Annotated in this window: 14 protein-coding genes and 1 rRNA gene; 12 read left to right on the forward strand and 3 right to left on the reverse strand. The window is 72.9% G+C overall.

Features of this window, described 5'->3' with window-relative positions:
• Positions 1-107: 107 nt before the first annotated feature.
• The 3 genes from rrf to ACRWNP_RS32600 all read left to right on the forward strand — a co-directional run bounded on the left by rrf (position 108) and on the right by ACRWNP_RS32600 (position 2141).
• Positions 108-224: ribosomal RNA gene (gene rrf, locus ACRWNP_RS32590) — 5S ribosomal RNA — on the forward strand.
• A 307-nt stretch (positions 225-531) separates the two neighbouring features.
• A complete protein-coding gene (locus tag ACRWNP_RS32595; RefSeq protein ID WP_431967824.1) occupies positions 532-1296 on the forward strand; it encodes a hypothetical protein in 765 nt (254 codons plus the stop codon).
• Positions 1293-2141: a hypothetical protein gene (locus ACRWNP_RS32600; RefSeq protein ID WP_431967826.1), complete on the forward strand. Its 849-nt coding sequence runs from the start codon at positions 1293-1295 to the stop codon at positions 2139-2141. Before ACRWNP_RS32595 ends, ACRWNP_RS32600 begins: the two co-directional genes overlap by 4 nt.
• A 60-nt stretch (positions 2142-2201) precedes the next feature.
• Here the strand turns inward: ACRWNP_RS32600 and ACRWNP_RS32605 are convergent, their stop codons facing one another.
• Positions 2202-3485 carry a DUF1015 family protein gene (locus tag ACRWNP_RS32605; RefSeq protein WP_431967828.1) on the reverse strand — a complete coding sequence of 428 codons (1284 nt, stop codon included), beginning with the start codon at positions 3483-3485 and terminating at the stop codon, positions 2202-2204.
• Positions 3486-3557: 72 nt separating this feature from the next.
• Here ACRWNP_RS32605 and ACRWNP_RS32610 point away from each other — a divergent pair, with 72 nt between their 5' ends.
• Positions 3558-4595 (forward strand): HAD-IIA family hydrolase, encoded by a 1038-nt coding sequence (locus ACRWNP_RS32610; protein WP_431967830.1) that lies wholly within the window; start codon positions 3558-3560, stop codon positions 4593-4595.
• Positions 4596-4613: 18 nt separating this feature from the next.
• On the opposite strand, the gene ACRWNP_RS32615 is transcribed toward ACRWNP_RS32610, so the two are convergent.
• Positions 4614-4961, reverse strand: a complete 348-nt coding sequence (locus ACRWNP_RS32615; RefSeq protein WP_431967832.1) for a sterol-binding protein — start codon at positions 4959-4961, stop codon at positions 4614-4616.
• A 147-nt stretch (positions 4962-5108) separates the two neighbouring features.
• Here ACRWNP_RS32615 and ACRWNP_RS32620 point away from each other — a divergent pair, with 147 nt between their 5' ends.
• The 6 genes from ACRWNP_RS32620 (at position 5109) to ACRWNP_RS32645 (ending at position 11373) form a co-directional block, all read left to right on the forward strand.
• The gene (locus ACRWNP_RS32620) at positions 5109-6017 is read left to right on the forward strand and encodes a histone (RefSeq protein WP_431967834.1); all 909 of its coding nucleotides are present in this window, start codon (positions 5109-5111) and stop codon (positions 6015-6017) included.
• A complete protein-coding gene (locus tag ACRWNP_RS32625) occupies positions 6010-6282 on the forward strand; it encodes a hypothetical protein (protein WP_431967836.1) in 273 nt (90 codons plus the stop codon). The genes ACRWNP_RS32620 and ACRWNP_RS32625 overlap by 8 nt, the downstream gene beginning before the upstream one ends.
• Before the next feature lie 7 nt (positions 6283-6289).
• Complete coding sequence (locus tag ACRWNP_RS32630) at positions 6290-7096, forward strand: TlyA family RNA methyltransferase (protein WP_431967838.1); 807 nt, start codon at positions 6290-6292, stop codon at positions 7094-7096.
• Between the two features lie 26 nt (positions 7097-7122).
• A complete protein-coding gene (locus ACRWNP_RS32635) occupies positions 7123-8052 on the forward strand; it encodes an NAD kinase (RefSeq protein ID WP_431967882.1) in 930 nt (309 codons plus the stop codon).
• A 49-nt stretch (positions 8053-8101) separates the two neighbouring features.
• On the forward strand, positions 8102-9844 hold the full coding sequence (gene recN / locus ACRWNP_RS32640) for a DNA repair protein RecN (RefSeq protein WP_431967840.1): 1743 nt from the start codon (positions 8102-8104) through the stop codon (positions 9842-9844).
• Between the two features lie 392 nt (positions 9845-10236).
• Positions 10237-11373 (forward strand): glycosyltransferase family 4 protein, encoded by a 1137-nt coding sequence (locus ACRWNP_RS32645; RefSeq protein WP_431967842.1) that lies wholly within the window; start codon positions 10237-10239, stop codon positions 11371-11373.
• A 28-nt stretch (positions 11374-11401) separates the two neighbouring features.
• On the opposite strand, the gene ACRWNP_RS32650 is transcribed toward ACRWNP_RS32645, so the two are convergent.
• The gene (locus ACRWNP_RS32650) at positions 11402-13210 is read right to left on the reverse strand and encodes a glycoside hydrolase family 15 protein (RefSeq protein ID WP_431967844.1); all 1809 of its coding nucleotides are present in this window, start codon (positions 13208-13210) and stop codon (positions 11402-11404) included.
• A 404-nt stretch (positions 13211-13614) separates the two neighbouring features.
• On the opposite strand from ACRWNP_RS32650, the gene ACRWNP_RS32655 reads away from it, so the two are divergent.
• Positions 13615-15261 carry a CTP synthase gene (locus ACRWNP_RS32655; RefSeq protein WP_431967884.1) on the forward strand — a complete coding sequence of 549 codons (1647 nt, stop codon included), beginning with the start codon at positions 13615-13617 and terminating at the stop codon, positions 15259-15261.
• A 62-nt stretch (positions 15262-15323) separates the two neighbouring features.
• Positions 15324-15947, forward strand: coding sequence for an NUDIX domain-containing protein (locus ACRWNP_RS32660; RefSeq protein ID WP_431967846.1), 624 nt, complete (start codon positions 15324-15326; stop codon positions 15945-15947).
• Positions 15948-16015 lie beyond the last annotated feature (68 nt).

The raw sequence follows: 16015 nt of genomic DNA on the forward strand, positions 1-16015 counted from the left end.
TCAGATGCTCGCGTCCACTGTTTGGTTCCCGGGTTGCGAACGGTCGCACCGGTTGAACCAGTCACTTAACTGAAAAGTGTGCTTGTTCGCCTAACACCCGATGGTGTTTCGGTGGTCATAGCGTTAGGGAAACGCCCGGTTACATTCCGAACCCGGAAGCTAAGCCTTTCAGCGCCGATGGTACTGCAGGGGGGACCCTGTGGGAGAGTAGGACGCCGCCGAACAATCTTTACGGACCCTCGGTCCTGGCCAAAGCGCTGGGACCGAGGGTCCTTTTGTTTTTAGCGTGGTGCGCAGTTCGCGGACTGGTACGAGAGACTGGCACTACGGCAGCACAAACGACAGGAGTCACGTCGATGTCCAACTCGCCCGAGGAACGGCCGGATCGGCCTGAGCGGCGCACTCCGCGCCAGGGCGGCGACCGGGGTGGATACCGCAGCGGCGGCCCCCGGCGCGAAGGCGACCGGGCCGGCGGCGGCGGTTACCGCCGCGACGACCGTCCGCGTGGGCGGTACGAGGACCGGGGTCGCGATGACCGTCGTGACGATCGCGGTGGTTACCGTCGTGACGACCGTCCTCGTGAGGATCGTCCGCGTGATGATCGGCGTGATGATCGCGGTGGGTTCCGCCGCGATGACCGGCCCCGTTATGACCGTCCTCGTGAGGATCGTCCGCGTGACGACCGTCGTGATGACCGTCGTGATGATCGGGGTGGGTTCCGGCGTGACGACCGGCCGCGCTATGACCGTCCTCGTGAGGATCGTCCGCGTGACGACCGTCGTGATGACCGTCGTGATGATCGGGGTGGGTTCCGGCGTGACGACCGGCCCCGTTATGACCGTCCTCGTGAGGATCGTCCGCGTGATGATCGGCGTGACGATCGCGGTGGGTTCCGGCGTGACGACCGGCCCCGTTATGACCGTCCTCGTGAGGATCGTCCGCGTGATGATCGCGGTGGGTTCCGCCGCGATGACCGGCCGCGCTTCGACCGCCCCCGTGAGGACCGTCGGGACGGCAGGCGTGACGAGCGGCCCCGTGGGCCGCGCCGCGACGACGACCGTGGCGCCTACCGTCGCGACGACCGCCGGGACGAGCGGCCCCGTGGGCCGCGCCGTGAGGACGAGCGGGGTCAGGGCGGCGGAGGCCGGCGGCCGTACGTGCAGGGGCGTGGGCGGTTCGAGAACACCCGGGGCCGTGACGAGCGCCGCGAGGAGCGGGAGCCCGTCAGGCGGCTGCCGATCCCGGACGACGTCACGGGCCAGGAGATCGACCCCAGCGTCCGTCAGGAGCTCATGAGCCTGCCGAAGACGCTCGCCGACGACGTGGCGCGCAACCTCGTCATGGTGGCCCGGCTGCTGGACGAGGACCCGGACCTGGCCTATGGCTACTCCCGGGTCGCGCTGCGACTCGCGTCCCGTGTGGCCGCCGTGCGTGAGGCGGCAGGCTTCGCCTCGTACGCCACGGAGCGGTACGCCGAGGCGCTGGCGGAGTTCCGCGCCTGCCGCCGCATGACGGGCACGGTCGACCTGTGGCCGGTCATGGCGGACTGCGAGCGTGGCATGGGCCGTCCGGAGCGCGCGCTGGAGATGGCGGGCGCGCCGGAGGTGCACAAGCTGGACCGCGCGGGCCAGGTGGAGATGCGGCTGGTGGCCGCCGGGGCCCGGCGCGACATGGGCCAGAACGAGGCCGCCGTCGTCACCCTGCAGAGCCCGGAGTTGGCGTCCAACGCCGTGCACCCGTGGACGGCGCGACTGCGGTACGCGTACGCCGACGCGCTGCTCGCGGCAGGCCGTGAGGACGAGGCCCGGGAGTGGTTCGCCAAGTCGCTGGAGGCCGACCAGAACGGCAGCACGGACGCCTCCGACCGGCTGGCGCAGCTGGACGGCGTGGCCTTCGTGGACGCGCTGGACGAGGCAGCCGACGAGGACGCAGGGGCCGGGGCGCCCGGCGCGGAGGTTCGCGACGAGGACGCGGACGACGACGCGGACGACGACGCAGAGGCCTCCGACGAGGACGAGGACGACAAGGTCGGCGCGGCCGGTGACGGCGGGGAGCCGGACGTCGACCTGACCGACGAGGCCGACCCGACGGCGTTCCTCGACGACCCGTTCAAGGAGCCCGCCAAGGGCACCGAGGACTGATCGTCGAAGCGAAGGGCGGCATCCGCGTCGTGCGGATGCCGCCCTTCGCGTTCCACCGGGTCAGCCGGGCGTGCCGTCGAGTTCCAGGCTGCGCAGCACCAGACCGGTCGCCGGCTTGGGGCCGAAGGAGGTCGACTTGCGCGGCATCGTCACGCCCTGCTTGGCGAGGTCGTGCACGACGCTCTCGCGCACCGGATGGATGAGCACGGCCGTGCCGCCGAACTGCCCGGCGTGTTCGACCGCGGCCTCAGTGTCGTGGATGTAGTGGATGTGCTCGGGGGCGTCGGGCACTTCCCAGACCCGGTCCAGGAGCAGGCTGTGCAGCACGGTGGCGTCCAGCTGCCGCCACTCCTCGGGCCGGTCCCGGGGGATGGCCCGCTCGAGGGCCTGGGGGTCCGGGCGGTCCAGGAGGTGGAAGCGGCCGTCGCCGGTGAGCAGGAACGCGTTGCCCACGGCCGCCGCGTCCTCCAGAGCGGCCAGGGCCTCCGGCAGGGGCCCGGGCAGCTCCTGTACGCGGAAGGCGTGACGGGCCGCCTCGACGGCCCGCGCGACGGGCAGCTGCGGCAGCACGCGGTGGATGGCGCGGACCCGCAGCGGGTAGCGGGCGGTGTCGACGAGCAGCACCAGGCCGTAGTCCCAGGGGCTGGGGGCCTCGTGCTCGGCCTGCAGCAGCAGGTACGTGGCCCAGCGGTGGTGGCCGTCGGCGATGACGGCCTGGTGCCGGGACAGGTCGGCGTCGACCGCAGCGATCGCCCGCGGGTCGGTGATCGCCCATAGACGGTGGTGGATGCCGTCCTCGGTCGTCGTGGCCAGCAAGGGCGGGCCCGCGACGGTGCGTTCGACGACCTCGGCCGCCTCCCCGTCGTCGCCCCGGTACGCCAGCAGGAGCGGCTCCAGGTTGGCGGCCGTGGCGCGCATGAGGGCGGCGCGGTCGGCGACCGGGCCGGGCATCACGTCCTCGTGCGGCAGGACGATCCGCTCCTCGGGCGGGGTCAGCCGCAGGGCACCGATGAGGCCGCGCTGGACCTGATCGCCCTCGCGCTGCTCGTACACGTACAGGGCGGGCTTGGGGTCGAGGGCCAGGACCCCCTCCTCCTGCCATTGGAACAGCGCCCAGGCTGCCTTGCGGTGCCGGCCGTCCGGGGGCTCGGCGGTGGGCAGGATGAGCCGCACGACATTGTGCGGGTCGGCTGTCTCCAGGTGCCGCTGTCCCTCGGGCCGGACGACGACGTCGTACGGTGGCGAGGTGACCGCGGCCAGGCTGCCGACCCGCTCGGGGACATAGCGCAGCGCGCGGAACGGCGCCAGCCGCAAGCCCCGCACAGCGGGTCCGGAATTGCTCATCCGGGCATGCTACGCGGGTCATGTCCACGAAGTGTGCCGAGTGATCGACGACATACGAGGAGCGACCACCCCATGACCCACCGGACCGGCCCGGCCGGCAGCGAAAGGCCTCTTGACCAGGCATACGACACGGCCCTGCTCGACCTCGACGGCGTGGTCTATGCGGGTGGTGACGCGATCGCGCACGCCGTCGAGTCACTCGGCTCGGCGCGGGCGCACGGCATGCGGCTCGCGTACGTGACCAACAACGCCGCCCGCACCCCGCAGGCCGTCGCGAAGCACCTGACCCGGCTCGGCGTCCCGGCCGAGGCGGGCGAGGTCGTCACCTCCGCCCAGGCGGTGGCCCGGCTGATCGCGGATCAGGTCCCGGCGGGTGCGCGGGTGCTCGCGATCGGCGGCGAGGGGCTCGTGGAGGCGTTGCGCGAACGCGGCCTCCAGCCGGTCGCCTCGGCCGACGACGACCCCGCCGCGGTCGTACAGGGCTACTCGCCCGAGGTCGGCTGGGAGCAGCTCGCCGAGGCGGCGTACGCGGTCAACCGCGGTGTGCCGTGGTTCGCGTCCAACACCGACCTGACCATCCCGACCGCCCGGGGCACGGCCCCCGGGAACGGAGCGCTCGTCGAGGTCGTCCGGATCGCGACCGGCGGCGACCCGCAGATCGCGGGCAAGCCGCTGCCGCCCATGCACCGCGAGACGGTCATCAGGACCGGCGCACGGCGGCCGCTGGTGGTCGGCGACCGGCTCGACACGGACATCGAGGGCGCCTACGCGGGCGGCGTCGACTCGCTGCTGGTGCTCACCGGGGTCACCACCCCCGCGCTGCTGCTCGCCGCGCCGCCCGGGCACCGGCCCACCTACGTGGACGCCGACCTGCGCGGGCTGCTCATCCCGCAGCCCGGGGTCACGGACGCCGGCGAGGGCGCGTACCGCTGCGGGGGCTGGACCGCCACGGTGGGCGACGGGGTGCTGCTGCTGGACGGCGACGGCGAGCCGATGGACGGCCTGCGGGCGCTGTGCGCGGCCGCCTGGACGTGGGCCGGGGACGGCTCCTGCGACCTGGACGCGGGGAAGGCGCTGGACCGGCTGGGGATGGGGCTGGAGGCGCTCTAGCTAGAGCTAGGGCTAGGGCTAGAGGAGCTTGCGCAGCCGCAGCAGGTCGCGCAGACCGGCTTCCAGCCTGACTCTGCCGCTGCCCCACGCCTTCGCGAAGTGCAGCTTGCCGTCGACGAGCGCGACAAGGTCGTCACCGGCCATGGTGAGCCTTATCTCGGCGCGCTCGGTCGGCGGGCCCTGCACGGTGACCACGTCCTGGATGCTGCCGTCCACCAGGCGCCCCACGAAGGTGACGTCGAGATCGGTGATGCGGCAGCTCAGCGAGCGGTCGAGCGCGGCTGCGCTCCGCAGGTCGCCCTCGGTCCTGGCGAGGTTCTCGGACAGCCGCTCGAGCGCGCTGCGGCACTCCTCGATGGTCGCCATGGGCTGTGCGTCTCCCGTTCGGACGTCGGCTCGTGCTGGTGGTGATCGACCGTACCGCAGCGGACCCTCGGGAAGATGCGGCGCCATAGGCGGTAGCGTCGTGACCGAGGAAGTCTGGGGAACTGGCGAAGGCGAGGAGTGAGGCGTATGCGGGACGCGTTGCGGACCTGTCTGCAGATCGCGGGCGGCCTGACCGAGGCCACCCGGCGACGGGCGGTCGGGGTGGCCAAGGAACTGCTCGACCAGACCGGGATAGATGTTGACGCGGTCCAGCGGAGCATCGGCGAGCGGATCCCGCCTGAGGTGCAGACGCTCGCGGACGAGCTGATGGCGTCGGGACGGGCCAACCGCGACCTGCTCGTGGGTCTCATCCGCGAGGAGATCGACAAGGCGATGAGCCGGGTCGGGCGGCTCGCGGACGAGGTCACCAAGGTCGGTGTCGTCCTGGAGGCCCTGGAACGCCGCATCCGCAACCTGGAGGACCACGACCGGGAGCCGGCCGGGGCCGGCCTGGCGGACGAGGAGCCGGAACCCGGCGTGTATGTGCCGCCGCAGCCGCCCGTGGCGCATGTGGCCGAGGCAGGGCCCGCAAAGAAGGCCGCGCCGGCGGAGTCTGCCGCGACGCCTGAGGCCCCTGTGGTTCCGGAGTCCGGCAAGAGCACGGGCGCGGCCGCCGTGCCGGTCGCGCGGGAGAACGCGGCCCCGGCGAAGGCGCCCGCCGCCAAGAAGGCGGCCCCGGCCAAGAAGGCGGCCCCGGCCAAGAAGGCGGCCCCGGCCAAGAAGGCGACCGCCACCAAGAAGACCGTCCCGGCCGGGAAGACCGCCACCGCCCCCGCCAAGAAGAGCCCGGCCCCGGCGAAGAAGGCCACCGCCCCGGCCGGGAAGACCACCACCGCCCCGGTGAAGAAGGCCACCGCGGCGAAGAAGGCCGCCCCGGCCGCTCGGACCGCGACCGCGAAGAGCGCGGCCCCGGCGAAGAAGACGACGGCCGCGAAGAAGACCACGACCGCCAAGAAGACGGCGGCCCGCACGCAGGAGGCGAAGGGACGTGACTGAGCCCGGCCCCGAGGGCGTGGCAGCCGCTCCCGCACCGGAGGCCGCGGCCGAGGCCGAGGCCGCGGCGGAGGCGGTCGCCGACGCGGGGCCGCGTCCGCTGGGCGTCGTGCTGGACGCCACGGGGAATACCGAGGTGGACGCTGTCCTTGTCCGCCTGCAGGATGCCGACCTGCTTCCCACCGAGGACCACGTCGAGGTGTACGAGGATGTACACCGTGGGCTGCGCGACACGCTCACGAGACTCGACGACGACAACAGGAGCTGAACCTCACGTGGCACGACGCCGACTCGACGCCGAGCTGGTGCGCCGGAACCTGGCCCGCTCGCGGGAGCACGCCGGGCAACTGATCGCCGCCGGCCGGGTGACCGTGGGCGGGACGACCGCGACCAAGGCCGCCACGCAGGTGGAGACCAGTGCCGCGGTCGTCGTGGCCAAGGACGACTCGGACCCGGACTACGTCTCCCGCGGCGGGCACAAGCTGGCCGGGGCGCTGGCGGCGTTCGTGCCCGGCGGGCTGCTGGTGGAGGGGCGCCGCGCGCTGGACGCCGGGGCGTCCACGGGCGGCTTCACCGACGTCCTGCTCCGCAACGGCGCGGCGCACGTCGTCGCCGTCGACGTCGGCTACGGGCAGCTCGCCTGGTCGCTGCAGAGTGATGAACGCGTCACCGTGAAGGACCGTACCAACGTGCGCGAGTTGACGCTCGAGCAGATCGACAACAAGCCGGTGGACCTGGTCGTCGGCGACCTGTCCTTCATCCCGCTCGGGCTCGTCCTGCCCGCCCTCGTACGCTGTGCCGCGCCCGACGCGGACCTGGTCCTGATGGTCAAGCCGCAGTTCGAGGTGGGCAAGGACCGACTGGGCAGCGGCGGTGTCGTCCGCAGCCCTCAGCTGCGCGCCGAGGCCGTACGACAGGTCGCCGGACAGGCGGCCGCACTGGGACTGGGGGTGCTGGGCGTGACCGCGAGCCCGTTGCCGGGACCGTCGGGGAATGTGGAGTACTTTCTGTGGCTGCGCGCCGGGGCGCCCGAGCTGGACCCGGCGGATGTCGACCGCGCTGTGGCGGAGGGACCCCGTTGAGCGAGACGCACGAGACCCACGAGGGGATGCACGGGACGCACGATGTGCACGGGACGTCCCGCCGCACCGTCTTCCTGCTGGCCCACACCGGACGGCCGGCGGCCATCCGCAGCGCCGAGCGGGTGGTGCAGGGCCTGAAGCGCTGCGACATCGGCGTACGGGTGCTGGCCGAGGAGGCCGAGGAGCTGACGCTGCCCGGGAACGGCGCGGTTCAGCTGGTGCAGGAGATCGGCCCGGAGACCGTCGCGGACTGCGAGCTGATCGTCGTCCTGGGCGGGGACGGCACCCTGCTGCGCGGCGCGGAGTTCGCGCGCGCCTCGGGGGTGCCGATGCTCGGCGTCAACCTGGGCCGGGTCGGCTTCCTCGCGGAGGCCGAGCGCGACGACCTGGACAAGGTCGTCGACCGGGTGGTCACCCGCGACTACGAGGTCGAGGAGCGCATGACGATCGACGTTCTGGTGCGCAACGATGGCCAGGTCGTCCACACCGACTGGGCGCTGAACGAGGCGTCGGTGGAGAAGCAGGCGCGGGAGCGGCTTCTGGAGGTCGTCACGGAGGTGGACGGCCGACCGGTCTCCCGCTTCGGCGGCGACGGGGTGGTCATGGCGACCCCGACAGGGTCGACCGCGTACGCCTTCTCGGCCGGCGGGCCGGTGGTCTGGCCCGAGGTCGAGGCGCTGCTGATGGTGCCGATCAGCGCGCACGCGCTCTTCGCGAAGCCGCTGGTGACGTCCCCGAAGTCGGTCCTGGCGGTGGAGGTGCAGCCGAAGACCCCGCACGGCGTGCTGTGGTGCGACGGGCGGCGCTCGGTGGACCTGCCGGCCGGGGCCCGCGTGGAGGTCCGCCGGGGCGCGGTGCCGGTGCGGCTGGCGCGGCTCCACCACGCCTCTTTCACCGACCGGCTGGTCGCGAAGTTCGCGCTGCCGGTGGCGGGCTGGCGGGGCGCGCCGCACTGAGTTTCCCCTCAGGGGTGAGGCCCGTCGCGCGGCGGCCCGCAAACCTCGTATGGTCGTATCCGTGTTGGAGGAAATGCGGATCCGGTCGCTGGGAGTCATCGAGGACGCCGTGGTCGAGCTGTCGCCCGGCTTCACCGCGGTGACGGGTGAGACCGGCGCGGGCAAGACCATGGTCGTCACGAGCCTCGGGCTGCTGCTGGGCGGCCGTGCCGATCCCGGTCTGGTCCGGATCGGTACGAAATCGGCGTCCGTCGAGGGGCGGATCACGCTGGGCGCCGACGCGCCCGCCGCCGTACGGGCCGAGGAGGCCGGCGCCGAGCTGGACGACGGCGCGCTGCTGATCAGCCGTACCGTCTCGGCGGAGGGCCGCTCCAGGGCCTTCGTGGGCGGGCGCTCGGTCCCGGTGGGGCTGCTGGGCGAGCTGGCGGACGAGCTCGTCGCCGTCCACGGCCAGACCGACCAGCAGGGCCTGCTGCGTCCGGCCCGCCAGCGCGAGGCGCTGGACCGGTACGCGGGCGACGCCGTCGCGGTGCCGCTGGCCAAGTACGCGGCCGCCTACCGGCGTGTGCGCGAGGTCGTGGGTGAGCTGGACGAGCTGACCACGCGGGCCCGCGAGCGGGCCCAGGAGGCGGACCTGCTGCGCTTCGGCCTGGAGGAGGTCGCCGCGGCCGAGCCCCTGCCGGGCGAGGACGCCGACCTGGCCGCCGAGGCGGAGCGGCTGGGCCACGCCGAGGCGCTCGCGTCGGCCGCGACCCTGGCGCACGCCGCGCTCGCGGGGAACCCCGAGGACCCGGAGGGCGTCGACGCGGGCATGCTCGCCGCCGGCGCCCAGCGCGCCCTGGACGCCGTCCGCTCACACGACCCGGCGCTGGCCGCGCTCTCGGACCGGATCGGCGAGATCGGCATCCTCCTCGGCGACGTCGCCGGCGAGCTCGCCGGGTACGCCGACGACCTGGACGCCGATCCGCGGCGACTGGCGGCCGTGGAGGAGCGGCGGGCCGTCCTCGCGCATCTGACCCGCAAGTACGGGGAGACCATCGACGCCGTCCTGGCGTGGGCCGAGCAGGGCGCGGCCCGGCTGGGCGAACTGGAGGGGGACGACGAGCGGATCGAGGAGCTCACGGCGGAGCGCGACGCGCTGCGTGCCGAGCTCGGCGACCTCGCCCAGGCCCTCACCGACGCCCGCACGGAGGCGGCGGAACGCTTCGCCGCGGCCGTCACGGCGGAGCTCGCGCAGCTCGCCATGCCGCACGCCCGTGTCAGCGTCGCCCTCCGGCAGACGGAGGACGCCGAGGGCATCGAGGTCGGCGGCCGCCGGGTCGCCTTCGGCGCGACCGGCGCGGACGAGGTCGAGCTGCAGCTCGCACCCCACCCCGGTGCCCCGGCCCGGCCGATCGCCAAAGGGGCGTCCGGCGGTGAGCTGTCCCGCGTGATGCTCGCCGTCGAGGTCGTCTTCGCCGGGTCGGACCCGGTGCCGACGTACCTGTTCGACGAGGTCGACGCGGGCGTCGGCGGCAAGGCGGCGGTCGAGGTCGGCCGGCGCCTGGCGCGCCTGGCGCGGACCGCGCAGGTCGTGGTCGTCACGCACCTGCCCCAGGTGGCCGCGTTCGCGGACCGGCAGCTGCTGGTCGAGAAGACGAACGACGGGTCCGTCACGCGCAGCGGGGTGCGCGTGCTGGAGGGTGAGGAACGCGTGCGGGAGCTGTCCCGGATGCTCGCCGGGCTGGAGGACTCGGAGCTCGGCCGCGCCCACGCGGAGGAACTGCTGGCCGCCGCCCGCGAAGCGCGCTGACGCCGCCCGCTCGGCGTTTCGCAGGCGGGAGGCCCGTGGGCCCACGGGCCGCCGGCTTGGCGGGCGGTTGATGTCGCCGGTCGCGTCACGTCACGTCGTGCCGGCTTCTCGTGCTGTGCAAGGGCGCGTGCCCGCAGGCGGGAGTCCGGCGCTGGGCCGTGGCGTTGCCGTCGGCTGCCGCGCCGGGGCGGTGGGGGCCGGTTGTTCGGCCATCGGGCGGTCGTGCGGGTGCGCGTGATGGGGGAGCCGGGGGCACTCGTAAGGGTGGTCCCGCGTACGTGTGGCCGGGCGGGGGTGGGGCATCGCTCCCTGGATGGCCTATCGGCCTGGCATCCTTGAGGCAGCAGACCCACCACCCTCCGCACGACGCCGAGTCAGGAGCCCGACCACGCGTGAGCAGTTCACCGAGTCCCTTGCACGGGCAGCTGCACGCCGTCCACGTGCTGGGCGAGACGGCGCGGGCCCATGTCGCCTCCGTGGCGGGCGGCTTGGTGGCACGCGGCGTCCGGGTGACGGTCTGCGGGCCGGCGGAGGCCGACGAGCGGTACGGATTCGGGGCGGCGGGAGCGCGGTTCGCCCCGGTCGAGATCACCCGGCGCGCGCAACCGAGGGCGGACGCGGCCGTGGTGACGGCGTTGCGGGCGGCCTGCGCCGGCGCGGACGTCGTGCACGCGCACGGGCTGCGGGCCGGGCTACTCGCCACGATGGCGCTGAGCGGGCGCCGTACGCCGCTGGTGGTCACCTGGCACGGCGCGGTGCTGGCGGAGGGAGCGCGGGGGCGGGTGCTGCGGCTGCTGGAGCGTCGGGTGGCGCGGGCGGCGGAGGTCGTGCTCGGCGCCTCGTCGGACCTGGTGGACCGGGCCCGTTCGGCCGGGGCCAGGGACGCCCGGCTCGGGCCGATCGGAGTGCCGGCGCCGCCACGGGTCCCGCCGTCCCCGGAGGCCGTGGCCGAGGCGGAGCGGCGCCGGCAGAAGACCCGGGACGAATTCGCCTTGGGGGAGCGGCCGTTGCTGCTCGCGGTGGGCCGTCTGGAGCCGCGCAAGGGGTATCACCTGCTGCTGGACGCGGCTCACGGGTGGGCGGGACTCGAGCCGGCGCCGTTGCTGGTGGTCGCGGGCGAGGGCTCGCTGCGTGCGGAGCTCCAGGAGCGGATCGACGCCGAGGAGCTCCCGGTGCGGCTGCTCGGCCGCCGCGACGACGTGCCCGAACTCCTTACCGCCGCCGACGTGGTGGTGCTGCCGTCGCGCTGGGAGGCGCGGCCGCTGATCGCGCAGGAGGCGCTGCACGCCGGGGCGCCGCTGGTGGCGACCTCCGTCGGAGGTACGCCCGAACTCGTCGGCGAGGCAGCGGTGTTGGTGCCGTACGGCAGTCCGAAGACGCTCGCCGACACCGTCACGCGCCTGCTGGCGGACCCGGCGCGGCGTGCGTGGCTCGCCGCGGCCGGTCCCGTGCAGGCCGCCACTTGGCCGACCGAGGATGACACGGTCGCCCAAGTGCTCAGCATCTATGACGAGTTGACGTCGTCCTGAAGGCCGCCGAGGGCGACCGCGGCAGGGATCAGCCGCCGTAGGCGCCGCTCGCGGTGAGCCGCAGCGCCGTGTCGATGAGCGGCACGTGGCTGAAGGCCTGCGGGAAGTTGCCGACCTGCCGCTGCAGCCGCGGGTCCCACTCCTCGGCGAGCAGGCCGAGGTCGTTGCGGAGCGCGAGCAGCTTCTCGAAGAGCCTGCGGGCCTCGTCGACCCGGCCGATCATGGCGAGGTCGTCGGCGAGCCAGAAGGAGCAGGCGAGGAAGGCGCCCTCGTCGCCGGGCAGGCCGTCCAGGTTCTCGCCGCCGGGCGGGGCGTCGGTCGGGTAGCGCAGCACGAAGCCGTCCTCGGTGGACAGCTCCCGCTGGATCGCCTCGATGGTGCCGATCACGCGCTTGTCGTCCGGCGGCAGGAAGCCCACCTGGGGGATGAGCAGCAGCGAGGCGTCCAGCTCACGCGAGCCGTAGGACTGCGTGAAGGTGTTGCGTTCCTTGTCGTAGCCCTTCTCGCACACATCGCGGTGGATCTCGTCGCGCAGCTCGCGCCAGCGCTCCAGCGGGCCGTCGACCTCACCGGACTCGATGAGCTTGACGGTGCGGTCCACGGCGACCCAGGCCATGACCTTGGAGTGGACGAAGTGCCGGCGCGGGCCGCGGACCTCCCAGATGCCCTCGTCGGGCTCGTCCCAGTGGTCCTCCAGGTACTGGATGAGCCGGATCTGCAGGAGCGAGGCGTAGTCGTTGCGGGCCAGGCCGGTCATGTGCGCCAGGTGCAGGGCCTCGGTGACCTCGCCGTAGACGTCGAGCTGCAACTGGTGGGCCGCGCCGTTGCCGACCCGGACCGGGATGGAGCCCTCGTAGCCGGGCAGCCAGTCCAGCTCGGTCTCGCCGAGCTCGCGCTCACCGGCGATGCCGTACATGATCTGCAGGTTCTCGGGGTCGCCGGCGACCGCGCGCAGCAGCCACTCGCGCCAGGCGCGGGCCTCGTCGCGGTAACCGGTGCGCAGCAGGGAGGACAGGGTGATCGCCGCGTCGCGCAGCCAGGTGAAGCGGTAGTCCCAGTTGCGGACGCCGCCGATGTCCTCGGGCAGGGAGGTGGTGGGGGCGGCGACGATGCCGCCGGTCGGCCCGTACGTCAGGGCCTTGAGCGTGATCAGGGAGCGGACCACGGCGTCCCGGTAGGGGCCGTGGTAGGTGCACTGGGCGACCCACTCACGCCAGAAGTCCTCGGTGGCCTCCAGAGAGGCCTCGGGCTCGGCGAGCGGGGGCGGCTCCTTGTGCGAGGGCTGCCAGCTGATGGTGAAGGCGATGCGGTCGCCGGGCGAGACCGTGAAGTCGGCGTAGGTGGTGAGGTCCTTGCCGTACGTCTCGACGTCGGTGTCGTGCCAGACGGAGTCCGGGCCGGCGACGGCGACGGTGCGCTCGCCCACCTTGTGCACCCACGGCACGACCCAGCCGTAGCTGAAGCGCATGCGCAGCGCGGACCGCATCGGGACCCGGCCGCTGACGCCCTCGACGATCCGGATCAGCTGGGGGGCGCCGTCACGCGGCGGCATGAAGTCGATCACACGGACCGTGCCGCGCGGGGTGTCCCACTCCGACTCCAGCACCAGGGAGTCGCCCCGGTAGCGGCGCCGGGTGGCGGCCGGGGGGCGGGTGCCGTTCGCGTGGGCGGGGCCGAGCCGCCAGTAGCCGTGCTCCTCCGTGCCGAGCAGGCCCGCGAAGATCGCGGGGGAGTCGAAGCGGGGCAGGCACAGCCAGTCGACCGTGCCGTCCCGGCACACCAGGGCGGCGGTCTGCATATCGCCGATGAGTGCGTAATCCTCGATACGCCCGGCCACGTAGGTCTCCCAGTCGAACGACGGCGGCGCCCCTTGGGACTGGGGCGGTGATTGCGGTCTGTGGATCTGTCGACGAGCTCTTTCCCGGGAGCGGGCGGGGTAGTGCCGTGCCGGTTCACTCGCATCGAATCGATGTGTCCGAGCAGGATACGACGTCAATGCGGGCTGTGCGGAAGCGACGACCGCCCCCGCTGGGCCGGTCGGGTGCATTTTGTCGTACCAAACTCCCGGTGACCGCGTTTTTGGCCAGAGAGCCGTCCGCGCCGTCTGGTGCGCGTCACTGATACCCTGGTAGCCCGTGGGCCGGTGGGCTGAACCACTGAACCGCCGCGACGACACCCCTCTTCATCACCATGGTGCCGTCCCGACCACCACCTCGCGACCACGGGAGCCCCCTGTTGGCACTGCCGCCCAAATCCACGACGACCAAGCACCTCTTCGTCACGGGGGGTGTCGCCTCCTCGCTCGGCAAGGGCCTGACCGCGTCGAGCCTCGGCGCACTGCTCAAGGCCCGGGGTCTGCGCGTCACCATGCAGAAGCTCGACCCGTACCTCAACGTGGACCCGGGCACGATGAACCCCTTCCAGCACGGTGAGGTGTTCGTCACGGACGACGGCGCCGAGACCGACCTGGACATCGGCCACTACGAGCGCTTCCTGGACGTGAACCTCGCCGGCTCGGCCAACGTCACCACCGGCCAGGTCTACTCCTCGGTGATCGCCAAGGAGCGCCGCGGCGAGTACCTGGGCGACACCGTCCAGGTCATCCCGCACATCACCAACGAGATCAAGTCCCGTATCCGGCGCATGGCGACCGAGGACGTGGACGTGGTGATCACGGAGGTCGGCGGCACCGTCGGCGACATCGAGTCGCTGCCCTTCCTGGAGTCGGTGCGGCAGATCCGGCACGAGGTCGGCCGGGACAACGTCTTCGTGATGCACATCTCACTGCTCCCGTACATCGGCCCCTCCGGCGAGCTGAAGACCAAGCCGACCCAGCACTCCGTGGCCGCGCTGCGCAGCATCGGCATCCAGCCCGACGCGATCGTGCTGCGCGCCGACCGCGACGTGCCGACCTCCATCAAGCGCAAGATCTCGCTGATGTGCGATGTCGACGAGGAGGCCGTGGTCGCCGCAATCGACGCCCCGTCGATCTACGACATCCCCAAGGTGCTGCACACCGAGGGCCTGGACGCGTACGTCGTCCGCAAGCTGAACCTGCCCTTCAGGGACGTCGACTGGACGCAGTGGGACGACCTGCTGGGCCGGGTCCACCAGCCCGAGCACGAGGTGAAGGTCGCCCTCGTCGGCAAGTACATCGACCTGCCGGACGCCTACCTGTCGGTGACCGAGGCGTTGCGCGCCGGCGGCTTCGCCAACAACGCCAAGGTCAACATCAAGTGGGTGACCTCGGACGACTGCAAGACCGCGGCCGGCGCGGCCCGCCAGCTCGGCGACGTGGACGCGATCTGCGTGCCCGGCGGCTTCGGCGACCGCGGCGTGGAGGGCAAGGTCTCGGCGATCACCTTCGCCCGCGAGAACCGCATCCCGCTGCTGGGCCTGTGCCTGGGCCTGCAGTGCGTGGTCATCGAGGCGGCCCGCAGCCTGGCCGGCATCCCGGACGCCAACTCCACCGAGTTCGACCCGGCGACCGCGCACCCGGTCATCTCCACCATGGCGGAGCAGCTCGACATCGTCGCCGGCCAGGGCGACCTCGGCGGCACGATGCGCCTGGGCCTGTACCCGGCCAAGCTCGCCGAGGGCTCCATCGTCCGCGAGGTCTACGGCGGCGAGCCCTACGTCGAGGAGCGGCACCGCCACCGCTACGAGGTGAACAACGCCTACCGCGGCGAGCTGGAGAAGAAGGCCGGGCTGCTGTTCTCCGGGACCTCCCCGGACAACACGCTGGTCGAGTACGTGGAGTACCCGCGCGAGGTGCACCCGTACCTGGTGGCCACCCAGGCGCACCCCGAGCTCAAGTCCCGCCCGACCCGTCCGCACCCCCTGTTCGTGGGCCTGGTCGCGGCCGCCGTCGAGCGCCTCAAGGGTTGATCGATACGGTTGCGGGGGCGGGTCGGCGAACGGCCCGCCCGGTACCGCGTACGGAGGGCAGCATGCTGAAGGACACTCCCGAGGAGTGGCGGGTCACCGCCACCGCCACCCCCTTCACCGGGAAGAAGACCAGCGTCCGCACCGATGACGTCGTCATGCCCGACGGCGGCGTCGCCCGGCGCGACTACCAGGTCCACCCGGGCTCGGTGGCCGTGCTCGCCCTCGACGACCGGGACCGGGTCCTGGTCCTCAAGCAGTACCGCCACCCCGTGCGGATGAAGCTCTGGGAGATTCCCGCCGGCCTGCTGGACGTACCCGGCGAGAACCCACTGCACGCCGCCCAGCGCGAGCTGTACGAGGAGGCGCACGTCAAGGCCGAGGACTGGCGGGTGCTCACGGACGTGTACACCACGCCCGGCGGCTGCGACGAGGCCGTGCGGATCTTCCTGGCCCGCGGTCTGTCCGACGTGGAGGGCGAGCGCTTCGAGGTGTCGGAGGAAGAGGCCGACATGGAGTTCGCCCGGGTCCCGGTGGACGAGCTGGTCCGTGGCGTCCTCGCGGGGGAGCTGCACAACAACTGCCTCGTGGTGGGTGTGCTCTCGCTGCAGGCCGCGCGGGCCGGGGACGGCCTGGAGGCGCTGCGTCCGGCCGAGGCCGAGTGGCCCGCGCGACCGTTCTCCGCGTGACCTGTTCGGTCTGACCATCCGATCGTCCGAGAGGGTGATCATTGGCCGGATCCGCCGCGTCGCGTACG

The sequence above is a fragment of the Actinacidiphila sp. bgisy160 genome (assembly GCF_965342435.1).
Classification (GTDB): Bacteria; Actinomycetota; Actinomycetes; order Streptomycetales; family Streptomycetaceae; genus Actinacidiphila.